The following is a 19,091-nucleotide window of genomic DNA, read 5'->3' on the forward strand; positions in this document are numbered from 1 at the left end:
GGAAGCAGCCGGCGATCAATAAAGCTATCTCGTTGCTTGATAGGTTTTTTCTATCAAAGCTCTTCGTCTCGCACGAGTGCCCTCGCCTCGTACAGCAAGGCCGAGACAAGCGGCGTGAAGGGCTCACGATAAGGCGCAACAAGGCCGACCAGATGATGCGCCTCCGGCTCGACAATCGGGATCATGCGGATTTCCACTGGAAATCCGAAGGATTTTGCAACGTTGCGCGGCATGATGCTCGCCCAGCGTCCAGTCCTGACATGCGAGAACAACACGATCATCGAATTGGATTCGAGCGTCGGATGCGCTGTGGCGCCCGCTTCCGTCAAGTGGCGGTTGATGATGCGGCGGTTCTGCATGTCGGCAGTCAATAGGCAAAGCCGAAGATCGCCGATCTCTCGCCAGGTCACGCTGTCGCGATCGGACAGCGGGCTGCCTGCAGCCGTGATCAGATTATAGCGCTCGGCATAGAGGGGAACGGTCGTGACGCGGCCGAGCGGCTCGTTTTCGAGATAGGTGATGCCGGCATCGATTTCGAGGTTTTCGAGCATGCTCAGCACCTGCAGCGAATTCCGCGAGACGATCGAGAAGGTCACGCCGGGATGCCGCTCCTGAAATGGCGTGGTGATGCGCGACAGCATGGCAAGCGCGGTCGGAATGGCGGCGAGGCGGATGTGGCCGGAAAGACCGCGGCGCGCAGCGCGCATCTCCTCGCGCATGGTGCGGGCATCGCCGACGATGCGTCGGGCCCATTCGAGCACGCGCTGCCCCTCAGGCGTCAGCCCCTGGAACCGCGAACCGCGCTGCACCAGCATGACGCCAAGCTGATCCTCGAGCTGCCGGATGGCAGCCGAAAGCGTCGGCTGCGAGATCCCGCACTCCTCCGCGGCGCGGCCAAAATGCTTTTCATTGGCAAGGGCGATGAAGAATTCCAGCTTGTCGATCATCCGGTCTCCCGATCCGGCATGACATCATCCGGGTCAGTTCATCTTTGACACAGCAGCGGTGCTCCGCAAGGCCGGTCTCTAGATCAGGGTGATTTTAGGCCGATCGGCTTAAAAAGCTGAATCCTGATCTAATTCAAACAAATAGAGCATGATGTCGTCCGCAAACCGCGCACAGTTTTCGGTGTCAGGCTCTAACTGTTTCTGCAGCCGGAAAAAGATCGAACAGCGATTCGAGGAAGCCAAGCACGTTGACATTGCCGATGCTGTAATAGACCAGCCGGCCCTGACGGCGCGTGTGGACCAGGCCTTCGAGCCTTAACCGCGCCAGTTGCTGCGAGACCATTGCCTGCTGCATGCCGAGGATATTTTCGATTTCACTCACCGTCCGCTCCTCGTTCGCCAGTATGCAGAGGATCAGAAGTCGCGTCTGGTGCGCTAGCGCTTTCAGCAGATCGCTCGCCTCGTGGGCTTTTCCAGCGAGTTTGTGCAATTCCTGGCCGGTGATCCCCGGCTCGGGTTTGGGCAACGGCATTCTGGATCTCGGAAGAGAGGCGATGAGGTAGATCAGCACAAATAGCATATTCGCAAATGCGAATTGGTCAAAAGTGATGAAATGCCAAAAAAGGTCCAAGCAAATCAGCAGATAAGCTGACCGCCGTTGATCTCGATCACCTGTCCGGTGATGTAGCCCGAGAGCGAGGGAGCCGCCAGGAACAGATAGGCGGGAGCGCAGTCCTCCGGCGTGCCGAGCCGCTGCAGGGGGATGGATTTTCTCGTCTGCTCAAGCTTTTCGCGGGAGGAATAGCGTTCATGGAAATCCGTCTCGATCGTTCCTGGCGACACGCAATTGACGCGGATTCCGTCCGGTGCGAGCTCACGGGCAAGCGCCTTGGAATAAGTCGCAACGAAGGCTTTCGAGGCCGAATAGATCGAAGAACCGGGGCTGCCGCCGGTCAGCGCCGAAATCGAAACCGTGTTGACGATGGCAGCGGCTTCAGCCGCCTTCAATGCCGGCAGCAGCGCCCGCGTCAGCGCCACCACCGATGTTTGGTTGAGCCGCACGACCGCCTCATATTCTGCGTCGGTGAGTGTGGCAGCGGGAAAACGGCCAAGCATGGTGCCGGCATTGTTGACGAGCACATCGACCTTGTCGAAGAAGGCGAGAGCATCTTCAGCAAATTGCGCTGCCCCGCCGGCCGCGGAGAAATCGGCGTGCAGCAGCAGCGCCCGTCTTTCCGATTCAGCCGTCAGCAGGAAATCCGGCAGGTCGCGTCCCGGCTTTCGCCCGGTATGGACGATCACCCTCGCACCGCAGTCCAGGAACTGCCGGGCCACCTCAAGGCCGATGCCGCGACCGGCGCCGGTAACGACCACATTGCGATTTTCGAATAGTCTGGGATGGAACACGAAGCCGTCCTCCTCGCGGACAGTGCCGCCGGTTGCGTCATTCGCCCTTAACATATGAGCGCGCCGACCGAAAGAAAGGCGCGCATCGATCTTTCCGGCAAGGCTTCCGGCGGAAGATTAGCTTTCGGCCTCCAGAAGCCGCGCGCCTGGCCCTTCCTTGCCCAGCCGGTCGCAGGGATTGCGCAACGGACAGCTTTCGATCGACAGGCAGCCGCAGCCGATGCAGCCGGTCAGACGGTCGCGCAGCAGACTAAGGCGCCTGATTCGCGCGTCGAGATCATCCTTCCAACGCGCCGACAGCGTCTGCCAGTCGGCGACGGTCGGCGTGCGCCCCTGCGGCAGGGACGTGAACGCCGCCTGGATTTCCGAAAGCGGAATGCCGACACGCTGCGCCACCTTGATGATGCCGAGCCGACGAAGCACGTCGCGCCCATAGCGCCGCTGATTGCCGCGGGAGCGGATGCTCGAGATCAGCCCCTTGGTCTCGTAAAAATGCAGCGCCGAGACGGCCAGGCCGCTGCGCTCTGCCACTTCGCCGACCGTCAGGAGCTTGCCGAGCGGCGCTGCAGGAATTGTGTCCATCGCCTCTTGACCTCAATATTAGTTGAGGTTTTATAACCCTTGCTCCCGCAATCGTAAAGTCCAATCGCAACAAGGAGCAACGCATGCAAACACCCACCAGGCTGGCTGTCATCTATGGGAGCACGAGAGAGGGCCGCATCTGCGACCGGGTGGTCAAATGGCTGACGCAGGAACTCCTCCGCTTCCCGCAATTTTATATCGACATCATCGACCCATTGGATTTCGCGCTGCCGGCCAACCGTGACATGACGCACCCCGAAATCGACAGGCTCGCCAGGCGACTTGGCATGGCCGACGCCTTCATCATCGTCACGCCGGAATACAACCACAGCTTCACCGCCTCGTTGAAGTCGATCATCGATTTCTTCTTCGAGCCCTGGCAGGGCAAGCCGGTCGCCTTCGTTTCCTATGGCGGCATATCCGGCGGCCTGCGCGCCGTCGAACAGCTGCGGCTCGTCTTTGCCGAACTCCACGCCGTCACGATCCGCGATTCGGTGAGCTTTGCCGCACCTTGGAACCGCTTCGACACGGACGGGCGGCTCGACAATCCCGCCGATGCACTGCGTTTGCTCGATCGGATGATGGCGAGGCTGGAATGGTGGACGCGGGCACTCGTCACTGCCCGTAGCGATCGTCCTTATGCCGGAATAGAGCGCCGCGTGTCTTTTCAGACCCGCTAAGGGCGCTCTATCACTTTGAATCTGCGCATGATCCTTTCCGAAAATCGATTCCGATTTTCGGGGTTATGCGCCAGCCGCCTGAGGCAGGAAGCTCCGGTTTCGTTCCCGGCAGGTACGGAACCATTGGGAACACCCGGGCAGGACCCCGTCCGGGGTGTTTTCCGTCACCTCGGCTTCATTCCGACCGCACGGACGGGCTCGCAATTTTGCGGTTGCGGGGAGAAAACCCCGGTGATAGTTTCCGCGCAGATAACAGGGGAGCTCCGTATCGCCGGGGCTGAGATGTGAGGCGCAAGCCTCTGGACCCTTCAAAGCTGATCTGGGTAATGCCAGCGGAGCGAGGTTCAGATGTTCTCAGGCGCACAAGTGTCACTCTATCCGATGTCCGGCAATTTCGTCGGCATCATTCTCGATGCCGTCAAGGCGCTCGATCCCTATCGCGACCGGCTGCGCATCGAGACCGATGACATCTCCACACTGCTGGTCGGCCCGCCTGACATCCTCTTCGCCGCCATGCACGACCTTTTCGTCGCCGCCGCAAGGACCGGCGAGCATTGCGTGCTGTCCGCCGCCGTTTCACGCGGCTGCCCCGGCGAGCCCGACGACGCCATCTGCGGTGTCAACCCTTCCCTCGGTCACGCGGAGCCGCTTGCCGAGCGCATAAGAGCCGCACTTGCCGCCGTTGACATCGCCACCGAGAGCGGACGGCCGACCGCTGCGCAATTCTCGCTCTACGTCATGGGCACCGGTACCCATATGGACGAGATCTATGGCTGCATCGACTTCCTGAAGCGCTCCGGCACTTTCGACCGCGCCAAAAATTTCTGCACTAGGCTTTCCGGCGATGCCAGCGCGGTCTTCGCCACCATTCGTGAGGCCTTCTGTCGCTTCGGCGACCCCGAAGGGCATGTGACCCTCGACATCACGGTGTCGGCCAATACAACGCCGCGCGTCTTTTCAGACGCGCAAAGGACGCTGTAGCACCTTGAATTTGCTGCCGACGAAAGCTTGAAATCGAACGCTGATGACACTGTCAAACCCATCGGATTCGCGCCTTGCCGCGCTCCGCGCCGCTCTCTACCGGGGCATACCCGCCTTGCTTGCCGGTTGCGTTTTTTTGGCGGCGTGGGAACTCTATGTCGATCTTTCCGGCATCAAACCATCCATCCTGCCGGCGCCTTCGCGCATCGTCATCCAGGGCTGGCTGAACCGCGAGGCGCTGATCGCCAATACCTGGCCGACGCTCGGCGCGACACTCGGAGGTTTCGCCCTGTCGCTTGGCTTCGCCTTCGCTGCCTCGATCCTCATGGATTTCGTGCCCTTCATGCGCCGGGCATTGCTGCCGATCTTCATCACCAGTCAGACCCTGCCGCTGGTGGCGATCGCGCCCCTCGTCGTCCTCTGGTTCGGCTTCGGCCTGTTGCCGAAGATCCTGCTGGTGGCGCTCGTCACCTTCTTCCCACTGCTCGTCGCCTTGCTGCAGGGTTATGAATCGACCGACCGTGACATCGCCGAATTGCTGAATTCGATGAAGGCGAGCCGCTGGCGGGTTTTCTGCCTGGCACGGCTCCCCTCCTCGCTGCCCTATTTCTTCGCCGGTCTGCGGATCTCGATCACTTATGCCGTGGTCGGCGCGATCTTTGCCGAATATGCCGGCGCCGCCCGCGGCCTCGGCATCTATATCCTCAATGCCAAGAACAATTTTCGTCCCGATCTCGTGCTCGCCGCCGTTATCGTCAGCGCCGTGCTGACACTCTGCCTCTTCGCAGCGACGCTGATCATTCAGCGCCTCGTCATGCCCTGGCAACCATCCGGGGAGCGGCGGCGATGAGCGATAGAATGGTTGAACTCAGCAATATCTCGAAGTCCTTCGACGGCATGAAGGTGCTGGACGATATTTCGCTCGCTGTCGAAAGCGGCGAGTTCGTTTCGATCGTAGGCCCATCCGGCTCCGGAAAATCGACCGTACTTCGATTGCTGACACAGGCGCTTCGGCCCGATTCCGGCACTATGCTTTTCAACGGCACGCCGCTGGAACAAGCGCCGCATTCCTTTGCCTTCATGCCGCAGCGCGATGCGCTGATGCCTTGGCGCCGGATCATCGACAATGCGGCACTCGGCCTTGAGGTGCACGGTATGAGCCGCCGCGCGGCCCGCGCCGCGATCGCGCCTCTGTTCGAGCGCTTCGGCCTCGCCGGCTTCGAGCATCGCCACCCCTCCGAACTGTCCGGCGGCATGCGCCAGCGCGCCGCGCTGCTGCGCACCGTCGTCCAGACCCAGGACATGCTGCTGCTCGACGAGCCTTTCGGCGCGCTGGACGCGCTGACACGCATGCAGATGCAGGAATGGCTGCAGGGCATGTGGACCGAACATCGCTGGACGGCGCTGCTGATCACCCACGACGTTCGCGAGGCCGTGTTCCTCTCCGACCGGATCTACGTACTTTCGGCCCGTCCGGCGCGTATCATCCGCGAATTCCGCGTTCCCCTGCCCCGTCCGAGAAGCATTGCCGATCTCGGCTCGCCGGCGGCCCAGGCGATCGAAACCGAAATCCTGCAAACCCTGCTTCATCCGCTGGAACAGGATGGTTTTGGGCCGGTCGGCCTAAAATCTGAATCCTATTCTAATTTAAAGAGTTAGAGCATGATGTCGTCCGAAAACCGCTCACACTTTTCGGCATCATGCTTAGAGACCTGAGGAGGTCACCATGCTGCTTCTCACCCGTCGCCAGACGATCTTCGCCGCCATTGCGGCAAGCCTCGCCGGCCGCACCGCCTTCGCCCAATCGGCGCCCGCAAAGGTCCGCATGGCGCTCGACTGGACACCCAACACCAACCATATCGGCATCTATGTCGCCAAGGCGAAGGGCTTCTATGCCGATGCCGGCCTCGATGTCGAAATTCTTCCCTTCACCGATACCAGCGCCGGAACGCTGGTGTCCAACGGCGTTGCCGATTTCGGCATCAGCAGCGAGATCGAAACCCTCACGCAACGCGCTGGCGGCGGTGACGTGAAGATGGTCTACGGCGTCGTCCAGACAGAAACGGCACGCCTGATCTTCAAGGGCGGACGCGACGACATCAAGAGCCCGAAAGACCTCGACGGAAAGACCTATGGTGGCTTTGGCGGCACCTGGGAGAGCGCGCTGATCTCCGCGATGATCCGCAATGACGGCGGCAAAGGCGACGTCAAGACCGTCACCCTCGGCACCTCCGCTTACGAGGCGCTGGACAATGGCTCGATCGATTTCACGCTGGAGATCTACACCTGGGAAGGCATCGCCGCCGAGCTGGAAAATCGGAAGATCGGCCGCTTCCACTATTCCGATTATGGCATTCCCGACGAGCAGACGACGGTCATTGTCTCCAGCGACGCCTATCTCTCCGCAAGCCGGGAGCACGCCCGCGCCTTCATCCAGGCGACACGAAAGGGTTATGCCTATTCCGTCGACCATCCCGACGAAGCCTGCGACCTGCTGATCGCTGGAAGCAACGGCGCACTGATGAATACGGAACTGGTAAAGGCTTCCCAGAAGGCATTGATCGAGGGGCACTTCCTAAAATCCGAGGCCGGTGTGATCGGTACGATCGACCCGGCAAAGGCCGACGCCATCGGCGGCTTCCTGGTCGAAAACGGCATTCTGGTCGATGCCAATGGCGCCGCACTCAAAGAGAAGCCGGATTTTTCCACCTATTATACCAACGAACTCCTCGCCTGAGCCCGCCCCTGCCTTGCCCGTCGCGGCTTTCCGCTGCAAAGTCCGAGACCCGGAGCATGATGTCGTCCGAAAACCGCTCACACTTTTCGGCATCATGCTCTGGGCAGGGCGGGGAACAAGATGCCACAACAGGAGAGACTGGCCGGAGCGGACTTTCTGCGCGCGACGGCCTGTCTGCTGGTGCTCGCCCACCACCTCGCGCTGCGGCTGGATATGCGCAGAATCCCCGATGAACTCGGACCGACTGCACACATCCTCCGCTTCGGCAATTTCGGCGTCGCCATCTTCTTCGTGCTCAGCGGCTTTCTTCTTGCCCATCCCTTCTGGCGCGCGCTCGACGCCGGCAGCGCCATGCCGAGCCTCCGGCATTACGCGATCCGCAGGGCGGCGCGCATCTCTCCGGGCTTCTGGTTCGCCGCCACCATCGGCTTCGCCCTCAGCCTGACGCTGCTTGCCCTGCCGCTGACGCCGGAGCTTGCACTCCGCTACGTCTCGGGGCTGCTGTTCATGAGCCAGTGGCATTGGCGCACCTTGTTTCCTGTCGAAGCCGACGGGCCGCTCTGGTCTATCCCCTTCGAGGTCACCAGCTATGTGCTCCTGCCGATCTGCTTTCTCCTGCTGTTCCGTCTGCCCGTCCTGAGGCAGCGCCCGTTGCTTGCCCGCTTCGCCTGGCTTTGCGTCATCGCAACCGTACTTCTCGCCCATGTGCTGATCCTGAGCTTGCTTCCGCTCGACGACATCGGACGCGGCTGGCAGTACGGCCTGCAGGGCGGGGCGAAGGAGTGGATGCCGAGATATAATCCGATCGGCTTCTTTGCCGTCTTCGCGCTCGGCGCGCTTGCCGCGGGCGTCGAGGTCATGCTGCCAACAAGACGCTCCTCCTGGTTCGATGCCGCAACGGCCCTGGCCCTCGCCGTTGCCGGCTACCGCCTCGTGATATCGCCCGGCGGCTCCGCCGAAGCTTACGGTTGGCTCGAAATCCCCTATGGTTTTCCGGTCTTTCCACTGGCGGTCGCAACGGCGCTCGTTTCGCTCAGCCATTCGCAACACCTGGGCAGGCTGCTCGACAACGCTCCAGTCCGCTACATCGCAAAGATCTCATTCGGCATCTATATCTGGCAGGAGATCATCCTGATATTGATCCAGAGGCTCGACTCAGGCTCGTTTGGCGTCGCCTCGGAGAATGTCGTTATCGGCTGGCTGCAATCTTGCGGGCTGGCGGCGGCGCTCATCCTTCTGGTCGCGAGCCTCAGCTACTTCCTGCTGGAAAAGCCGGCGATCGATTTCGGAAACCGGCTGACGTCGCGTCAACCCATTCGGGCTACTCCTTTCAAAGTATAAATTTCCCGCAAGCGCAACTACAGGCATTAAGGTTAACGCGAAATACTCCCATTTTTGGCGTCTTTAGGGTTATCAAATTTTTATTTATACCGATGACAAACGATACGTGACCCTGTATCTGTCTCACTGTTGTTCAGTACCGCATCTAAACTTCTGGACCTTGCGTAATGAATGCTTTTACTTCGAAGACGAATTCACGCTTCGATCCGTCTCAGCGTCAGGACAAAACCAAGATCCTGGTTATAGCGAACTCCAACATTCGCCAGCCGGATAGCTTTTCCCCTGTCGAAAGAAAAATGGCGGTGCGGCTGGGTGTGAAGCGGTTGATCGACATCGTCGCCTCCGTCAGCGCCCTCATGGTGCTGGCGCCGCTTTTTCTGGCAATCGCGCTTTTCATCAAATTCGACGATGGCGGTCCGGTGTTTTTTCGCCAGATCCGCTGGGGGATGAACGGCCGCAAGATCACGGTCTTCAAGTTCCGGTCGATGCGCGCCGAAGCTTGTGATCCGAGCGGCGTTCAACAGACGGTCAAGGGCGACAGCCGGGTGACCGGCATCGGCGCGGTGCTCCGCAAGACCAATATCGACGAGCTGCCCCAGCTTTTCAACGTCCTCAGGGGTGAGATGTCGCTGGTCGGCCCGCGCTGCCACGCCATCAACATGCGGGCAGCCGGCAAACTCTACGAGGAATTGGTGCCGGACTACCATCAGCGCCACATCATGCGCCCCGGCATCACCGGTCTTGCGCAGACACGCGGTTGGCGGGGCCCGACGACGCGACCGCTGGAAGCCCGCGCCCGCATCGCCTGCGATATCTATTATGTCAGGAATTTCAGCCTGCTGCTCGACCTGAAGATACTGCTCCGGACGGTCTCCATAGAGCTGCGCGGCGGCACGGGCTTCTGAGAATGATCAGGCATCGCCGCCAGAGGTAGGCGGTCCTACGGCGCCGCGTCTTAATTTCAGCTCGGCCGATAGCCCTGTTTTCCGCACATCGACAGATAAAGGCAGAAACAAAAAAGCGGCCATCGCGGCCGCTTTTTATGGATCTTACCGATTGTAATCAATCCTGTTGAACGACGCCGCGCAAATGCGTCAGTTCCATGATGAAGTGTTCGAGCTTCGACTTGTGCTCGTGCAGTTCGGCATGTTCGAGCTCCTTGCGGGCAGCCTCGATGCGGCGCGTCAGCTCGTCCTTGTGGAGCTCCTCGACTGGAACCGCGGATTCGGCCAGCAATGTACAGCCAGTCGGCAGGACATCGGCGAAACCGCCGAACACTACGTAATCCTGCTTCTTGCCGGAGGCCGAGCGCACGCTCACGACGCCCGGCTTGATCGTCGTCATCGTCGGTGCATGGTTTGCCATGACCGTCATCTCGCCTTCAGTCGCGGGGATAACGACCTCGGTCACCATCTCCGACAGCAGCAGGCGCTCCGGCGAAACGAGCTCAAAGTTGAAATTGTCAGCCATCAGTGACTTACCTTCTCGGCTATGGCTTTCGCATCTTGCAATTTAGTCCCGCAGAACGGGCAGTGCATTATCGCTTGGTCGAGATAACCGAGGCCTTCCTCGCTTTGAACCAGACCCACCACCATCATCAGCACGCCGTTATCGGCGCGATAGACGGTCGGCGCGGCTGGTTCCGGAAGATCCGCCACGACCCCTTTCAGGGAGTCGCAGCAGAATATCTCGTCTAGCGCATCGCTCATTAAGCGGCTGCGAGCTTCTTGGCCTTTTCGACCGCTTCTTCCATCGAGCCGACCATGTAGAAGGCGGCTTCCGGCAGGTGATCGTATTCGCCGTTGACGAGGCCCTTGAAGCCCTTGATCGTGTCTTCGAGAGCAACCAGCTTGCCCGGCGAGCCGGTGAAGACTTCGGCGACGAAGAACGGCTGCGACAGGAAGCGCTCGATCTTGCGGGCGCGGGCGACAGCAATCTTATCCTCTTCGGACAGTTCGTCCATGCCAAGGATGGCGATGATGTCCTGGAGAGCCTTGTAGCGCTGCAGCGTCGACTGGACCTTACGGGCGACGTCGTAATGCTCTTCGCCAACGACCATCGGGTCGAGCATGCGCGACGTGGAGTCGAGCGGATCGACGGCCGGGTAGATGCCTTTTTCAGCGATCGAGCGCGACAGAACCGTCGTTGCGTCAAGGTGGGCGAACGAGGTTGCCGGCGCCGGGTCGGTCAAGTCGTCGGCCGGAACGTAAATGGCTTGGACCGAGGTGATCGAGCCGGTCGTCGTCGTGGTGATGCGCTCCTGCATCTGGCCCATGTCGGTTGCGAGCGTCGGCTGATAACCGACGGCAGACGGGATGCGGCCGAGCAGAGCCGACACTTCGGAACCTGCCTGCGTGAAGCGGAAGATGTTGTCGACGAAGAACAGAACGTCCTGGCCCTGGTCGCGGAAGTGTTCGGCGACCGTCAGGCCGGTCAGGGCGACGCGGGCGCGGGCGCCCGGCGGTTCGTTCATCTGACCGTAAACCAGCGCGGCCTTCGAGCCTTCGCCGCCGCCATGCTTGTTGACGTTCGATTCGATCATTTCGTGGTAGAGGTCGTTGCCTTCACGGGTGCGTTCACCGACGCCCGCAAAAACCGAGTAACCACCATGCGCCTTGGCGACGTTGTTGATCAGCTCCATGATCAGAACCGTCTTGCCAACGCCGGCGCCGCCGAAGAGGCCGATCTTGCCGCCGCGTGCATAGGGAGCCAGAAGGTCGACGACCTTGATGCCCGTGACCAGAATCTGCGATTCCGTCGACTGCTCGACATAGGACGGTGCATCCTGGTGGATGGCGCGCTTGTGAGCGGTGACCAGCGGACCGGCTTCGTCGACCGGCTCACCGATGACGTTCATGATGCGGCCGAGCGTCTCGTTGCCGACCGGAACCATGATCGGAGCGCCGGTATCAGCGACTTCCTGGCCGCGGACGAGACCTTCGCTCGAGTCCATCGCGATGGTACGGACGACGTTTTCGCCAAGGTGCTGCGCAACTTCGAGAACCAGGCGGTTGCCGTTGTTGGTGGTTTCCAGCGCGTTCAGGATCTTCGGCAGTTCGCCTTCGAAAGCAACGTCGACGACGGCGCCGATAACCTGGGTGACTCTGCCGACAGAGCCGATCTTGGGGGTAGCTGCCTCAGCCATTTTCTGACCCTCTTTTCCTAGCCTCAGAGCGCTTCCGCGCCCGAAATGATTTCAATGAGTTCCTTGGTGATCTGCGCCTGACGCTGGCGGTTGTAGCTCAGCGTCAGCTTGTTGATCATCTCACCGGCATTACGCGTCGCATTGTCCATAGCGCTCATCTTGGCGCCCATCTCGCCCGCAACGTTCTCGAGGAGCGCGCGGAAGACCTGGACGGAGATGTTGCGCGGGATCAGATCTTCGAGGATCGATGCCGGATCCGGCTCGTATTCGTAGACGGCGCCTGCGTGGGCGGCATCTTCGGCCTGGACAGCTCCCGCCGAAGCCGGGATGAGCCGCTGCGCCGTCGGAATCTGGCTGATCACCGACTTGAATTCGGAGTAGAACAGCGTGCAGACGTCGAACTCACCGGCAGCATACATCTCGATGATGCGCTTGCCGATCTGGTCGGCATTCTCGAAACCGACGCGCTTGACGTCGCGCAATTCCTTGCGCTCGATGATCAGCGACGCAAATTCGCGGCGAAGGATGTCGTAACCCTTCTTGCCGACGGTGAAGATCTTCACCGTCTTGCCTTCGGCAAGCAGCTTGCGGACATGTTCGCGTGCAAAGCGTGCGATCTGCGAGTTGAAACCGCCGCAAAGACCACGTTCGGCCGTGCAGACCACCAGCAGATGGACTTTGTCCTGGCCGGTGCCGGTCATCAGCGTCGGCGCACCGTCGGCATCGGCGACGGCCTTGGCGATATTCGCCAGAACCGCACCCATGCGCTGCGAGTAAGGCCGGGCGGCCTCGGCCGCCTCCTGCGCACGCCGAAGCTTCGCCGCGGCGACCATTTTCATCGCCTTGGTGATCTTCTGCGTCGCCTTGACGGAGGCGATCCGGTTTTTCAGATCCTTAAGTGAAGGCATCCGTGATCCGTCCTAACTTAGGGCCTGATTACGAGAAAGACTTTGCGAAGCTATCGAGAGCAGCGGTGAGCTTGCCCTTGGTATCGTCGCTGATTGCCTTTTCCGTGCGGATCGCGTCGAGGATGGCGGAGCCTTCCGAACGCAGATATGAGAGGAAGCCCTGCTCGAACTTGCCGACCGAAGCGACCGGCAGCTTGTCGAGATAGCCGTTGACGCCTGCAAAGATCACGGCGACCTGCTCTTCCGTCTTCAGCGGCGAGAACTGCGGCTGCTTCAGGAGTTCGGTCAGGCGCGCACCGCGGTTCAGCAGGCGCTGCGTCGCAGCGTCGAGGTCCGAACCGAACTGGGCGAAGGCGGCCATTTCGCGATACTGGGCAAGCTCGCCCTTGATCGAGCCGGCAACCTGCTTCATCGCCTTGATCTGTGCCGAGGAGCCGACGCGCGAAACCGACAGACCGACGTTCACAGCCGGGCGGATACCCTGGTAGAACAGGTCGGTTTCGAGGAAGATCTGGCCGTCGGTGATCGAGATCACGTTGGTCGGAATGAAGGCCGAGACGTCGTTGCCCTGCGTTTCGATGACCGGCAGAGCGGTCAGCGAACCGGCGCCCTTGTCGTCGTTCATCTTCGCAGCGCGCTCGAGCAGGCGCGAGTGCAGATAGAAAACATCGCCCGGATAGGCTTCGCGGCCCGGCGGGCGGCGCAGCAGCAGCGACATCTGGCGGTAGGACACGGCCTGCTTGGACAGGTCGTCGTAACCGATCAGCGCATGCATGCCGTTGTCACGGAAATATTCGCCCATGGCGCAGCCGGCAAAGGGCGCCAGGTACTGCATCGGCGCCGGATCGGAAGCGGTGGCGGCGACGATGATCGAATATTTCAGCGCGCCGCGCTCTTCGAGCACCTTGACGAACTGGGCGACAGTCGAACGCTTCTGGCCGATGGCGACGTAGACGCAGTAAAGCTTTTCGCCTTCCGGACCGTTTTCGTGAATGGCCTTCTGGTTGAGGAAGGCATCGAGAAGAATCGCGGTCTTGCCGGTCTGGCGGTCGCCGATGACCAGCTCGCGCTGGCCGCGGCCGACCGGGATCAGCGCGTCGATGGCCTTGAGGCCGGTCGACATCGGCTCATGAACCGACTTGCGCGGAATGATGCCGGGAGCCTTGACGTCGACGCGCGAACGGCGCGTCGCGTTGATCGGGCCCTTGCCGTCGATCGGATTGCCGAGCGCGTCGACGACGCGGCCGAGCAGCTCCGGACCAACCGGAACGTCAACGATGGCGCCGGTCCGCTTGACGGTGTCGCCTTCCTTGATGTCACGGTCGGAGCCGAAGATGACGACGCCGACATTGTCGGATTCGAGGTTCAGAGCCATGCCGCGGATGCCGCCCGGGAACTCGACCATTTCACCGGCCTGGACATTGTCCAGACCGTAGACACGAGCGATACCGTCACCGACGGAGAGAACCTGGCCGACTTCCGAGACTTCTGCCTCTTTGCCGAAATTTTTAATCTGGTCTTTGAGAATTGCGGAAATTTCCGCGGCGCGGATATCCATCAGCCAACCTCTTTCAATGCGAGCTTAAGGGTAGAGAGTTTGGTACGAAGAGACGTATCAATCTGACGGGACCCGACCTTAACGATCAGACCACCAAGAATTGACGGATCAACCGTGACGGCAATCGTCACGTCTTTGCCGGTAACGCTCTTGAGTGCCACCTTCAATTCGGTTTCCTGCGCTTGCGAAAGCGCATGCGCCGAGGTGACCTCGGCGGAGATTTCACCGCGATGATTCGCGGCGATGATGCGGAAGGCCTTGATCATGCCCGGTAGGGCAAACAGGCGGCGGTTGCGCGCCACGACCTTCAGGAAATTGGCGAAGAAACCGCTGATGCCGGCCTTCTCGCTGATGGCGACGATCGCCTTCAGCTGGTCTTCAGCTGAGAAAACCGGGCTTGCGACGAAGCGCTTCAGATCGGCGCTCTCATCCAGCATCGCCTGGAAACGGTCGAGATCGGCGGTGACGCTGTCGACGGCGCCCTGCTCGAGCGCCAGTTCGAAAAGCGACGAGGCATAGCGTTCTGCAACACCAGAAGTAAGCTGGGACGTGTCTGCCACTGGCACAAATTTCCCTGATTTCAACCCAAAATCCGGCTCTCGGCGGGCGCCGAACCTATGATCTTGAATTCGTTTTGATTTCCCCCAGAAATCACAAGAGAAGCCTCTTGCTTCTTCCGAAATTCGGGGTCCGTCTAACATAGGATGTTCGGACTCGCAACACGCGTAATGCCTGAATACGCCTTTCGCATGAATTTCTGTCTGCAAAATCGCGCAATGGCCTGAAAGCAGGCCAAACGAGCCATCTGCCGGCAGCGAGAGTCACGTCTGGATGAAGCCGAAAACGTAGAGCAGCGGTAGCGCCGCCAAGGCGATCTGCACAACCAGGAGTAAATAGTTGACGAGATTACTCCCCTTATCGGACAGGATCGAGATGACACGGGCAAAGGCTGCCATCGCGAAGGAGGCGCCGAGCGCCATGTAGATCCAGTCCTGGGCGAGCATGATCGCCGACAGCCCGAAGCCGAGATAGAAACCGCCCATCGAGCGCCCCTCGCCGAAGCCTTCCGGCCGCCCCTCCTGCGCCTGCAGACCCAGAAGACGGAAAGTATGGCCCGGCGCGAACATCATGATGAAACCGGCGAGCGCCGTGAAAGCGGCGGAACAAAAGGCAAGCTGCTCGCCAAACTCCGTCGGAAAATAAAACTCCATGCGTCAGCCCCAAATCACCCGGATGAATCAGTGTTTTATGGCATGGGCCGAAAAAGGAGGGAATGGCGGCGCCATTCATTTAGAGAAAACTCTGCGGATCGATATCCAGCTGCACCTGCACCGATCCGCGCTCCTTGGGCGATTGCGACAGCAGTGCCCGCAGGAATCCCTGCATGTCCGAGTTCCGCCGGCCGTGCACCAGAAGACGGAAGCGGTGGCGGCCGCGCACCAGCGCGAGCGGCGCTTCGGCCGGACCGAGCACCGAGATGCCCGAAACCTGTGGGGCGGCGTTGCGCATGCCGCGCGCATGGTTTTCGGCGTCGTGGCGAGTTTCGGCCGAGACGATGATCGATGCCAGCCTGCCGAAGGGCGGCAATAGGGCGCGTTCGCGTTCGGTGATCTCGCGCTCGTAGAAGGCGTCGGAATCGCCGGAGACAATTGCCTGCATGACAGGATGCTGCGGCTGGTAGGTCTGCAGCAGCCCGTGACTCTCGAGGCCGGTGCGCCCGGCCCGGCCCGTCACCTGCGACAAGAGCTGGAAGGTGCGTTCGGCCGCGCGCGGGTCGCCATTGGCAAGGCCGAGATCGGCATCGACGATTCCGACCAGCGTCATCAGCGGAAAATTGTGCCCCTTGGCCACGAGCTGAGTGCCGATGACGATATCGGCTTCGCCCTTGGCGATCGCTTCCAGCTCCAGCCGCAGCCGCTTCACCCCGCCCATGATATCCGAGGAGAGAACGATCGTCCGCGCCTCCGGGAAATGCCGTTCCACCTCCTCGGCGATGCGCTCGACGCCTGGCCCGCAGGCGACGAGATGGTCGAGCGTGCCGCATTCCGGGCAGGCCTCCGGCGTGCGCTCGGCATGGCCGCATTGATGGCATTGCAGCTGCTTACGGAAACGATGCTCCACCAGCCAGCTCGAACATTGCGGGCATTGGAACCGGTGGCCGCAGACCCGGCAGAGCGTCAGCGGCGCATAACCGCGCCGATTGAGAAAGAGCAGCGCCTGTTCGCGCTTTTCCACAGTCTTGCCGATCGCCCGGATCAGCACCGGCGACAGGAAGCCGCCCCGCTCCGGCGCATGCCGGCGCATATCGATGAGATGCAGGTCCGGCATTGCTGCATCGCCGAAACGCGTCGGCAGGTGAACGGTGCTGTAGCGCCCGCTCTGGCCGTTGACCTGGCTTTCGACCGACGGCGTCGCCGACACCAGAATGACCGGAAAATCGCCGATGCGGCCGCGCACGACAGCCATATCGCGAGCATTGTAGAAGACGCGATCCTCCTGCTTGTAAGCGGGATCGTGTTCCTCGTCGACGATGATCAGGCCGAGATCCTCGAAGGGCAGGAAGAGCGCCGAGCGCGCGCCCGCCACCACCCGCACTTCGCCGGTCACCGCCTGACGCCAGACCTTTTCGCGCATGCGCGGCGCAAGATCGGAATGCCATTCGGCCGGCTTTGCCCCGAAGCGGTCCTGGAAGCGCTCCATGAAACTGGCCGTCAGCGCGATCTCCGGCAGCAGGATCAGCACCTGCTTGCCGCGTTTCAGCGTTTCGGCAATCGCCTCGAAATAAACCTCGGTCTTGCCGGAGCCGGTCACCCCGTCGATCAGCGACACCGAAAATTCGCCCTTGCGGACGTCGGAAACGATCTCTTCGGCCGCCTGCTTCTGCGGCCCTTCGAGACGTGCGGCGGCAAAATTCGGATCGGGCATCGCCACCACCGGCGGCGGCGGCAGGAAGATCGTCTCGAAGATGCCGAGCGTGATCAGCCCGTCGACGACACTCGTCGAGACACCCGCCGCATGCGCAAGGCCGCTGCGTGTCCAGGAAAAGCCGTCGGAGGCCGTATCGAGCACCCGGGCGCGCGCCGGCGTCATCCGCTCCGGTTCGCCGCCGACGAGCTTCAAGCCCTCCACCATCGGTTCCGGCTCGAAGGCGTTCGGTGCCCGCAGCGCCATGCGCGCGACCAGGCCGGGCGGCGAGAGCGTATAGGTCGCCACCCAATCGATGAAATCCCGCATCTCCCTGGCAAGCGGCGGGCAGTCGAAGACATGGCTGATCGGTCGAAGCTTCTTCGGATCGACGCCGTCCTCGCCGCCGTCCCAGACGACGCCGATCACCTGCCGCGGCCCGAGCGGTACCTGCACGACCGAGCCGGGCTCGACCGCCATGCCATCCGGCACTGAATAGGAATAGGGTTTCGGCGCCGGCATCGGCACCAGCACGGGAACCGTTCGGTTCGCGGGCGGTGCCTCGAAAAGCGCGCCAAAGAGATCGGACGAATCTGTGCTCATCGCGCGAGACCATGCCCGCAAATCGATGGAATTGGAACCGCAAAGACGAGGCGATGCGTTCCGCGTCATAGCGACGATTTAAAGATCCGAGCCCGGTTACAATGCAGCGAATTTTGTCTTAGCTCTCTACGGTGAAGCCCTTGCGCATGATCACCCCGCGGTTGCAAATGGAGTGTGCAGTCGCATGGGGGACGGCATGCCCGATGACGCCGAGCTGATCGAGACCATGCAAGCCGCCATCGACGATCGCACGATTGCCGAAAAGGTTTTTGTTCGAAATGCCGAAGCGCTGTTCTTCGGCCGCTGAATTGGAGAGCACCAATGGCCAGACTGACCGAAGATGCCAAGGGCGTCTATGTGATCGCCGTGACCCCCTTCACCGATGACGGCGCGCTCGATCTCGCCAGCATCGAGAGCATGGTCGATTTTTACGAAGGCGCCGGCGTCACCGGCCTGACGGTGCTTGGCCAGTTCGGCGAGGCCCCGAAGCTGACCGCCGAGGAATCGCGGATAGTCGTCGAACGGGTGCTGAAGCGCCTCGACGGCCGCCTCCCCGTCGTCGTCGGCGTTTCGGCGCCAGGGCTTGCGCCGATGAGCGAACTCGCCGAAGCCGTCATGGGTGAGGGTGCGGCCGGCGTCATGGTCGCGCCACCCTGGACCATCAAGACCGACGATCAGGCTTTCGCCTTCTATCAATCGGTCGGGGAGGCCCTGGGCGATACACCCTTCGTGCTGCAGGATTATCCGCTCACCACCAATGTGACGATCGCGCCCAAGGTCATCGAGCGCATCGTCAACGAGGTGCCGGACTGTGTCATGCTCAAGCACGAGGATTGGCCGGGTCTTTCGAAGATCTCAGCACTTCGCGCCGCCAGCGACAAGGGCGCCATGCGGCGTATCTCGATCCTTTGCGGCAATGGCGGGCTTTTCCTGCCCGAAGAAATGGGCCGGGGCGCCGATGGCGCCATGACCGGCTTTTGTTATCCGGAGATGATGGTTGGCGTCGTCGAGGCCTATGCCGCCGGAAATCCCGATCGCGCCCATGCGATCTTCGACGCCTATCTGCCACTCGCCCGCTACGAACAGCAGCAGGGCATCGGTCTTGCCTCGCGCAAATATGTGCTTGCCAAGCGCGGTGTGATCAAGTCCGCCACCCTGCGCAAGCCAAGCGCCAAGCTGTCGGCGCTCGATATTGCCGACGTCGAGCGCTTGCTGGCGCGCCAGGCCATCCGCCTCAAGGAAATCGGGGCGTGAAGCACCGGTCAAATCCGAAGCCGCTGGATCATCGCTGCGGATAT

Annotated in this window: 20 protein-coding genes and 1 riboswitch; of the genes, 8 read left to right on the forward strand and 12 right to left on the reverse strand. The window is 61.3% G+C overall.

Features of this window, described 5'->3' with window-relative positions; genetic code table 11:
- Positions 1-53: 53 nt before the first annotated feature.
- The 4 genes from N1937_RS20530 to soxR all read right to left on the reverse strand — a co-directional run bounded on the left by N1937_RS20530 (position 54) and on the right by soxR (position 2,936).
- A complete protein-coding gene (locus tag N1937_RS20530) occupies positions 54-947 on the reverse strand; it encodes a LysR family transcriptional regulator (RefSeq protein ID WP_162116839.1) in 894 nt (297 codons plus the stop codon).
- 184 nt (positions 948-1,131) lie between these two features.
- On the reverse strand, positions 1,132-1,479 hold the full coding sequence (locus tag N1937_RS20535) for an ArsR/SmtB family transcription factor (RefSeq protein WP_162116840.1): 348 nt from the start codon (positions 1,477-1,479) through the stop codon (positions 1,132-1,134).
- 104 nt (positions 1,480-1,583) lie between these two features.
- On the reverse strand, positions 1,584-2,354 hold the full coding sequence (locus N1937_RS20540; RefSeq protein ID WP_026154366.1) for an SDR family NAD(P)-dependent oxidoreductase: 771 nt from the start codon (positions 2,352-2,354) through the stop codon (positions 1,584-1,586).
- Between the two features lie 117 nt (positions 2,355-2,471).
- A complete protein-coding gene (gene soxR / locus N1937_RS20545; protein WP_017966285.1) occupies positions 2,472-2,936 on the reverse strand; it encodes a redox-sensitive transcriptional activator SoxR in 465 nt (154 codons plus the stop codon).
- Between the two features lie 83 nt (positions 2,937-3,019).
- On the opposite strand from soxR, the gene N1937_RS20550 reads away from it, so the two are divergent.
- From N1937_RS20550 to N1937_RS20580, 7 genes are all read left to right on the forward strand, one after another.
- Complete coding sequence (locus N1937_RS20550) at positions 3,020-3,616, forward strand: NADPH-dependent FMN reductase (protein ID WP_162116842.1); 597 nt, start codon at positions 3,020-3,022, stop codon at positions 3,614-3,616.
- A 244-nt stretch (positions 3,617-3,860) separates the two neighbouring features.
- Positions 3,861-3,974, forward strand: a riboswitch (TPP riboswitch).
- Entirely contained in the window at positions 3,965-4,597 is a 633-nt protein-coding gene (locus N1937_RS20555; RefSeq protein WP_170278729.1) for a YkoF family thiamine/hydroxymethylpyrimidine-binding protein, read from the forward strand. (Overlaps the previous riboswitch by 10 nt.)
- A 43-nt stretch (positions 4,598-4,640) precedes the next feature.
- Entirely contained in the window at positions 4,641-5,447 is an 807-nt protein-coding gene (locus tag N1937_RS20560) for an ABC transporter permease (RefSeq protein ID WP_222292971.1), read from the forward strand.
- On the forward strand, positions 5,444-6,256 hold the full coding sequence (locus N1937_RS20565; RefSeq protein WP_260056872.1) for an ABC transporter ATP-binding protein: 813 nt from the start codon (positions 5,444-5,446) through the stop codon (positions 6,254-6,256). Before N1937_RS20560 ends, N1937_RS20565 begins: the two co-directional genes overlap by 4 nt.
- Before the next feature lie 67 nt (positions 6,257-6,323).
- Positions 6,324-7,334 (forward strand): ABC transporter substrate-binding protein, encoded by a 1,011-nt coding sequence (locus tag N1937_RS20570; protein WP_222292952.1) that lies wholly within the window; start codon positions 6,324-6,326, stop codon positions 7,332-7,334.
- 120 nt (positions 7,335-7,454) lie between these two features.
- A complete protein-coding gene (locus N1937_RS20575) occupies positions 7,455-8,675 on the forward strand; it encodes an acyltransferase family protein (RefSeq protein WP_260056873.1) in 1,221 nt (406 codons plus the stop codon).
- A 167-nt stretch (positions 8,676-8,842) separates the two neighbouring features.
- Complete coding sequence (locus tag N1937_RS20580; RefSeq protein WP_170281856.1) at positions 8,843-9,580, forward strand: sugar transferase; 738 nt, start codon at positions 8,843-8,845, stop codon at positions 9,578-9,580.
- Between the two features lie 157 nt (positions 9,581-9,737).
- Here the strand turns inward: N1937_RS20580 and N1937_RS20585 are convergent, their stop codons facing one another.
- From N1937_RS20585 to N1937_RS20620, 8 genes are all read right to left on the reverse strand, one after another.
- The gene (locus tag N1937_RS20585; RefSeq protein WP_017966277.1) at positions 9,738-10,145 is read right to left on the reverse strand and encodes a F0F1 ATP synthase subunit epsilon; all 408 of its coding nucleotides are present in this window, start codon (positions 10,143-10,145) and stop codon (positions 9,738-9,740) included.
- Positions 10,145-10,384 (reverse strand): hypothetical protein, encoded by a 240-nt coding sequence (locus N1937_RS20590; RefSeq protein WP_003543462.1) that lies wholly within the window; start codon positions 10,382-10,384, stop codon positions 10,145-10,147. Before N1937_RS20590 ends, N1937_RS20585 begins: the two co-directional genes overlap by 1 nt.
- On the reverse strand, positions 10,384-11,820 hold the full coding sequence (gene atpD / locus N1937_RS20595; RefSeq protein ID WP_017966276.1) for a F0F1 ATP synthase subunit beta: 1,437 nt from the start codon (positions 11,818-11,820) through the stop codon (positions 10,384-10,386). The genes N1937_RS20590 and atpD overlap by 1 nt, the downstream gene beginning before the upstream one ends.
- 23 nt (positions 11,821-11,843) lie before the next feature.
- Positions 11,844-12,728, reverse strand: coding sequence for a F0F1 ATP synthase subunit gamma (locus N1937_RS20600; RefSeq protein WP_017966275.1), 885 nt, complete (start codon positions 12,726-12,728; stop codon positions 11,844-11,846).
- Between the two features lie 28 nt (positions 12,729-12,756).
- Positions 12,757-14,286 carry a F0F1 ATP synthase subunit alpha gene (gene atpA, locus N1937_RS20605; protein ID WP_017966274.1) on the reverse strand — a complete coding sequence of 510 codons (1,530 nt, stop codon included), beginning with the start codon at positions 14,284-14,286 and terminating at the stop codon, positions 12,757-12,759.
- On the reverse strand, positions 14,286-14,852 hold the full coding sequence (locus N1937_RS20610; RefSeq protein WP_017966273.1) for a F0F1 ATP synthase subunit delta: 567 nt from the start codon (positions 14,850-14,852) through the stop codon (positions 14,286-14,288). The genes atpA and N1937_RS20610 overlap by 1 nt, the downstream gene beginning before the upstream one ends.
- Positions 14,853-15,107: 255 nt before the next feature.
- Positions 15,108-15,497, reverse strand: coding sequence for an AGROH133_08824 family phage infection protein (locus N1937_RS20615; protein WP_017966272.1), 390 nt, complete (start codon positions 15,495-15,497; stop codon positions 15,108-15,110).
- A gap of 79 nt (positions 15,498-15,576) precedes the next feature.
- Positions 15,577-17,793, reverse strand: a complete 2,217-nt coding sequence (locus tag N1937_RS20620) for a primosomal protein N' (protein ID WP_222279712.1) — start codon at positions 17,791-17,793, stop codon at positions 15,577-15,579.
- A 321-nt stretch (positions 17,794-18,114) separates the two neighbouring features.
- Here N1937_RS20620 and N1937_RS20625 point away from each other — a divergent pair, with 321 nt between their 5' ends.
- Entirely contained in the window at positions 18,115-19,047 is a 933-nt protein-coding gene (locus N1937_RS20625; RefSeq protein WP_260056874.1) for a dihydrodipicolinate synthase family protein, read from the forward strand.
- The last annotated feature ends 44 nt before the right edge of the window (positions 19,048-19,091 follow it).

It is taken from the genome of Rhizobium sp. WSM4643 (assembly GCF_025152745.1).
Taxonomy (GTDB): domain Bacteria; phylum Pseudomonadota; class Alphaproteobacteria; order Rhizobiales; family Rhizobiaceae; genus Rhizobium; species Rhizobium leguminosarum_I.

What these genes read in the sequence shown, in the direction of transcription:
- N1937_RS20530 (WP_162116839.1), bottom strand. Translation starts at nt 947, where the DNA reads ATGATCGACAAGCTGGAATTCTTCATCGCCCTTGCCAATGAAAAGCAT.
- N1937_RS20535 (WP_162116840.1), bottom strand. Translation starts at nt 1,479, where the DNA reads ATGCCGTTGCCCAAACCCGAGCCGGGGATCACCGGCCAGGAATTGCAC.
- soxR (WP_017966285.1), bottom strand. Translation starts at nt 2,936, where the DNA reads ATGGACACAATTCCTGCAGCGCCGCTCGGCAAGCTCCTGACGGTCGGC.
- N1937_RS20550 (WP_162116842.1), top strand. Translation starts at nt 3,020, where the DNA reads ATGCAAACACCCACCAGGCTGGCTGTCATCTATGGGAGCACGAGAGAG.
- N1937_RS20555 (WP_170278729.1), top strand. Translation starts at nt 3,965, where the DNA reads ATGTTCTCAGGCGCACAAGTGTCACTCTATCCGATGTCCGGCAATTTC.
- N1937_RS20560 (WP_222292971.1), top strand. Translation starts at nt 4,641, where the DNA reads ATGACACTGTCAAACCCATCGGATTCGCGCCTTGCCGCGCTCCGCGCC.
- N1937_RS20565 (WP_260056872.1), top strand. Translation starts at nt 5,444, where the DNA reads ATGAGCGATAGAATGGTTGAACTCAGCAATATCTCGAAGTCCTTCGAC.
- N1937_RS20570 (WP_222292952.1), top strand. Translation starts at nt 6,324, where the DNA reads ATGCTGCTTCTCACCCGTCGCCAGACGATCTTCGCCGCCATTGCGGCA.
- N1937_RS20575 (WP_260056873.1), top strand. Translation starts at nt 7,455, where the DNA reads ATGCCACAACAGGAGAGACTGGCCGGAGCGGACTTTCTGCGCGCGACG.
- N1937_RS20580 (WP_170281856.1), top strand. Translation starts at nt 8,843, where the DNA reads ATGAATGCTTTTACTTCGAAGACGAATTCACGCTTCGATCCGTCTCAG.
- N1937_RS20585 (WP_017966277.1), bottom strand. Translation starts at nt 10,145, where the DNA reads ATGGCTGACAATTTCAACTTTGAGCTCGTTTCGCCGGAGCGCCTGCTG.
- N1937_RS20590 (WP_003543462.1), bottom strand. Translation starts at nt 10,384, where the DNA reads ATGAGCGATGCGCTAGACGAGATATTCTGCTGCGACTCCCTGAAAGGG.
- atpD (WP_017966276.1), bottom strand. Translation starts at nt 11,820, where the DNA reads ATGGCTGAGGCAGCTACCCCCAAGATCGGCTCTGTCGGCAGAGTCACC.
- N1937_RS20600 (WP_017966275.1), bottom strand. Translation starts at nt 12,728, where the DNA reads ATGCCTTCACTTAAGGATCTGAAAAACCGGATCGCCTCCGTCAAGGCG.
- atpA (WP_017966274.1), bottom strand. Translation starts at nt 14,286, where the DNA reads ATGGATATCCGCGCCGCGGAAATTTCCGCAATTCTCAAAGACCAGATT.
- N1937_RS20615 (WP_017966272.1), bottom strand. Translation starts at nt 15,497, where the DNA reads ATGGAGTTTTATTTTCCGACGGAGTTTGGCGAGCAGCTTGCCTTTTGT.
- N1937_RS20620 (WP_222279712.1), bottom strand. Translation starts at nt 17,793, where the DNA reads ATGAGCACAGATTCGTCCGATCTCTTTGGCGCGCTTTTCGAGGCACCG.
- N1937_RS20625 (WP_260056874.1), top strand. Translation starts at nt 18,115, where the DNA reads ATGGCCAGACTGACCGAAGATGCCAAGGGCGTCTATGTGATCGCCGTG.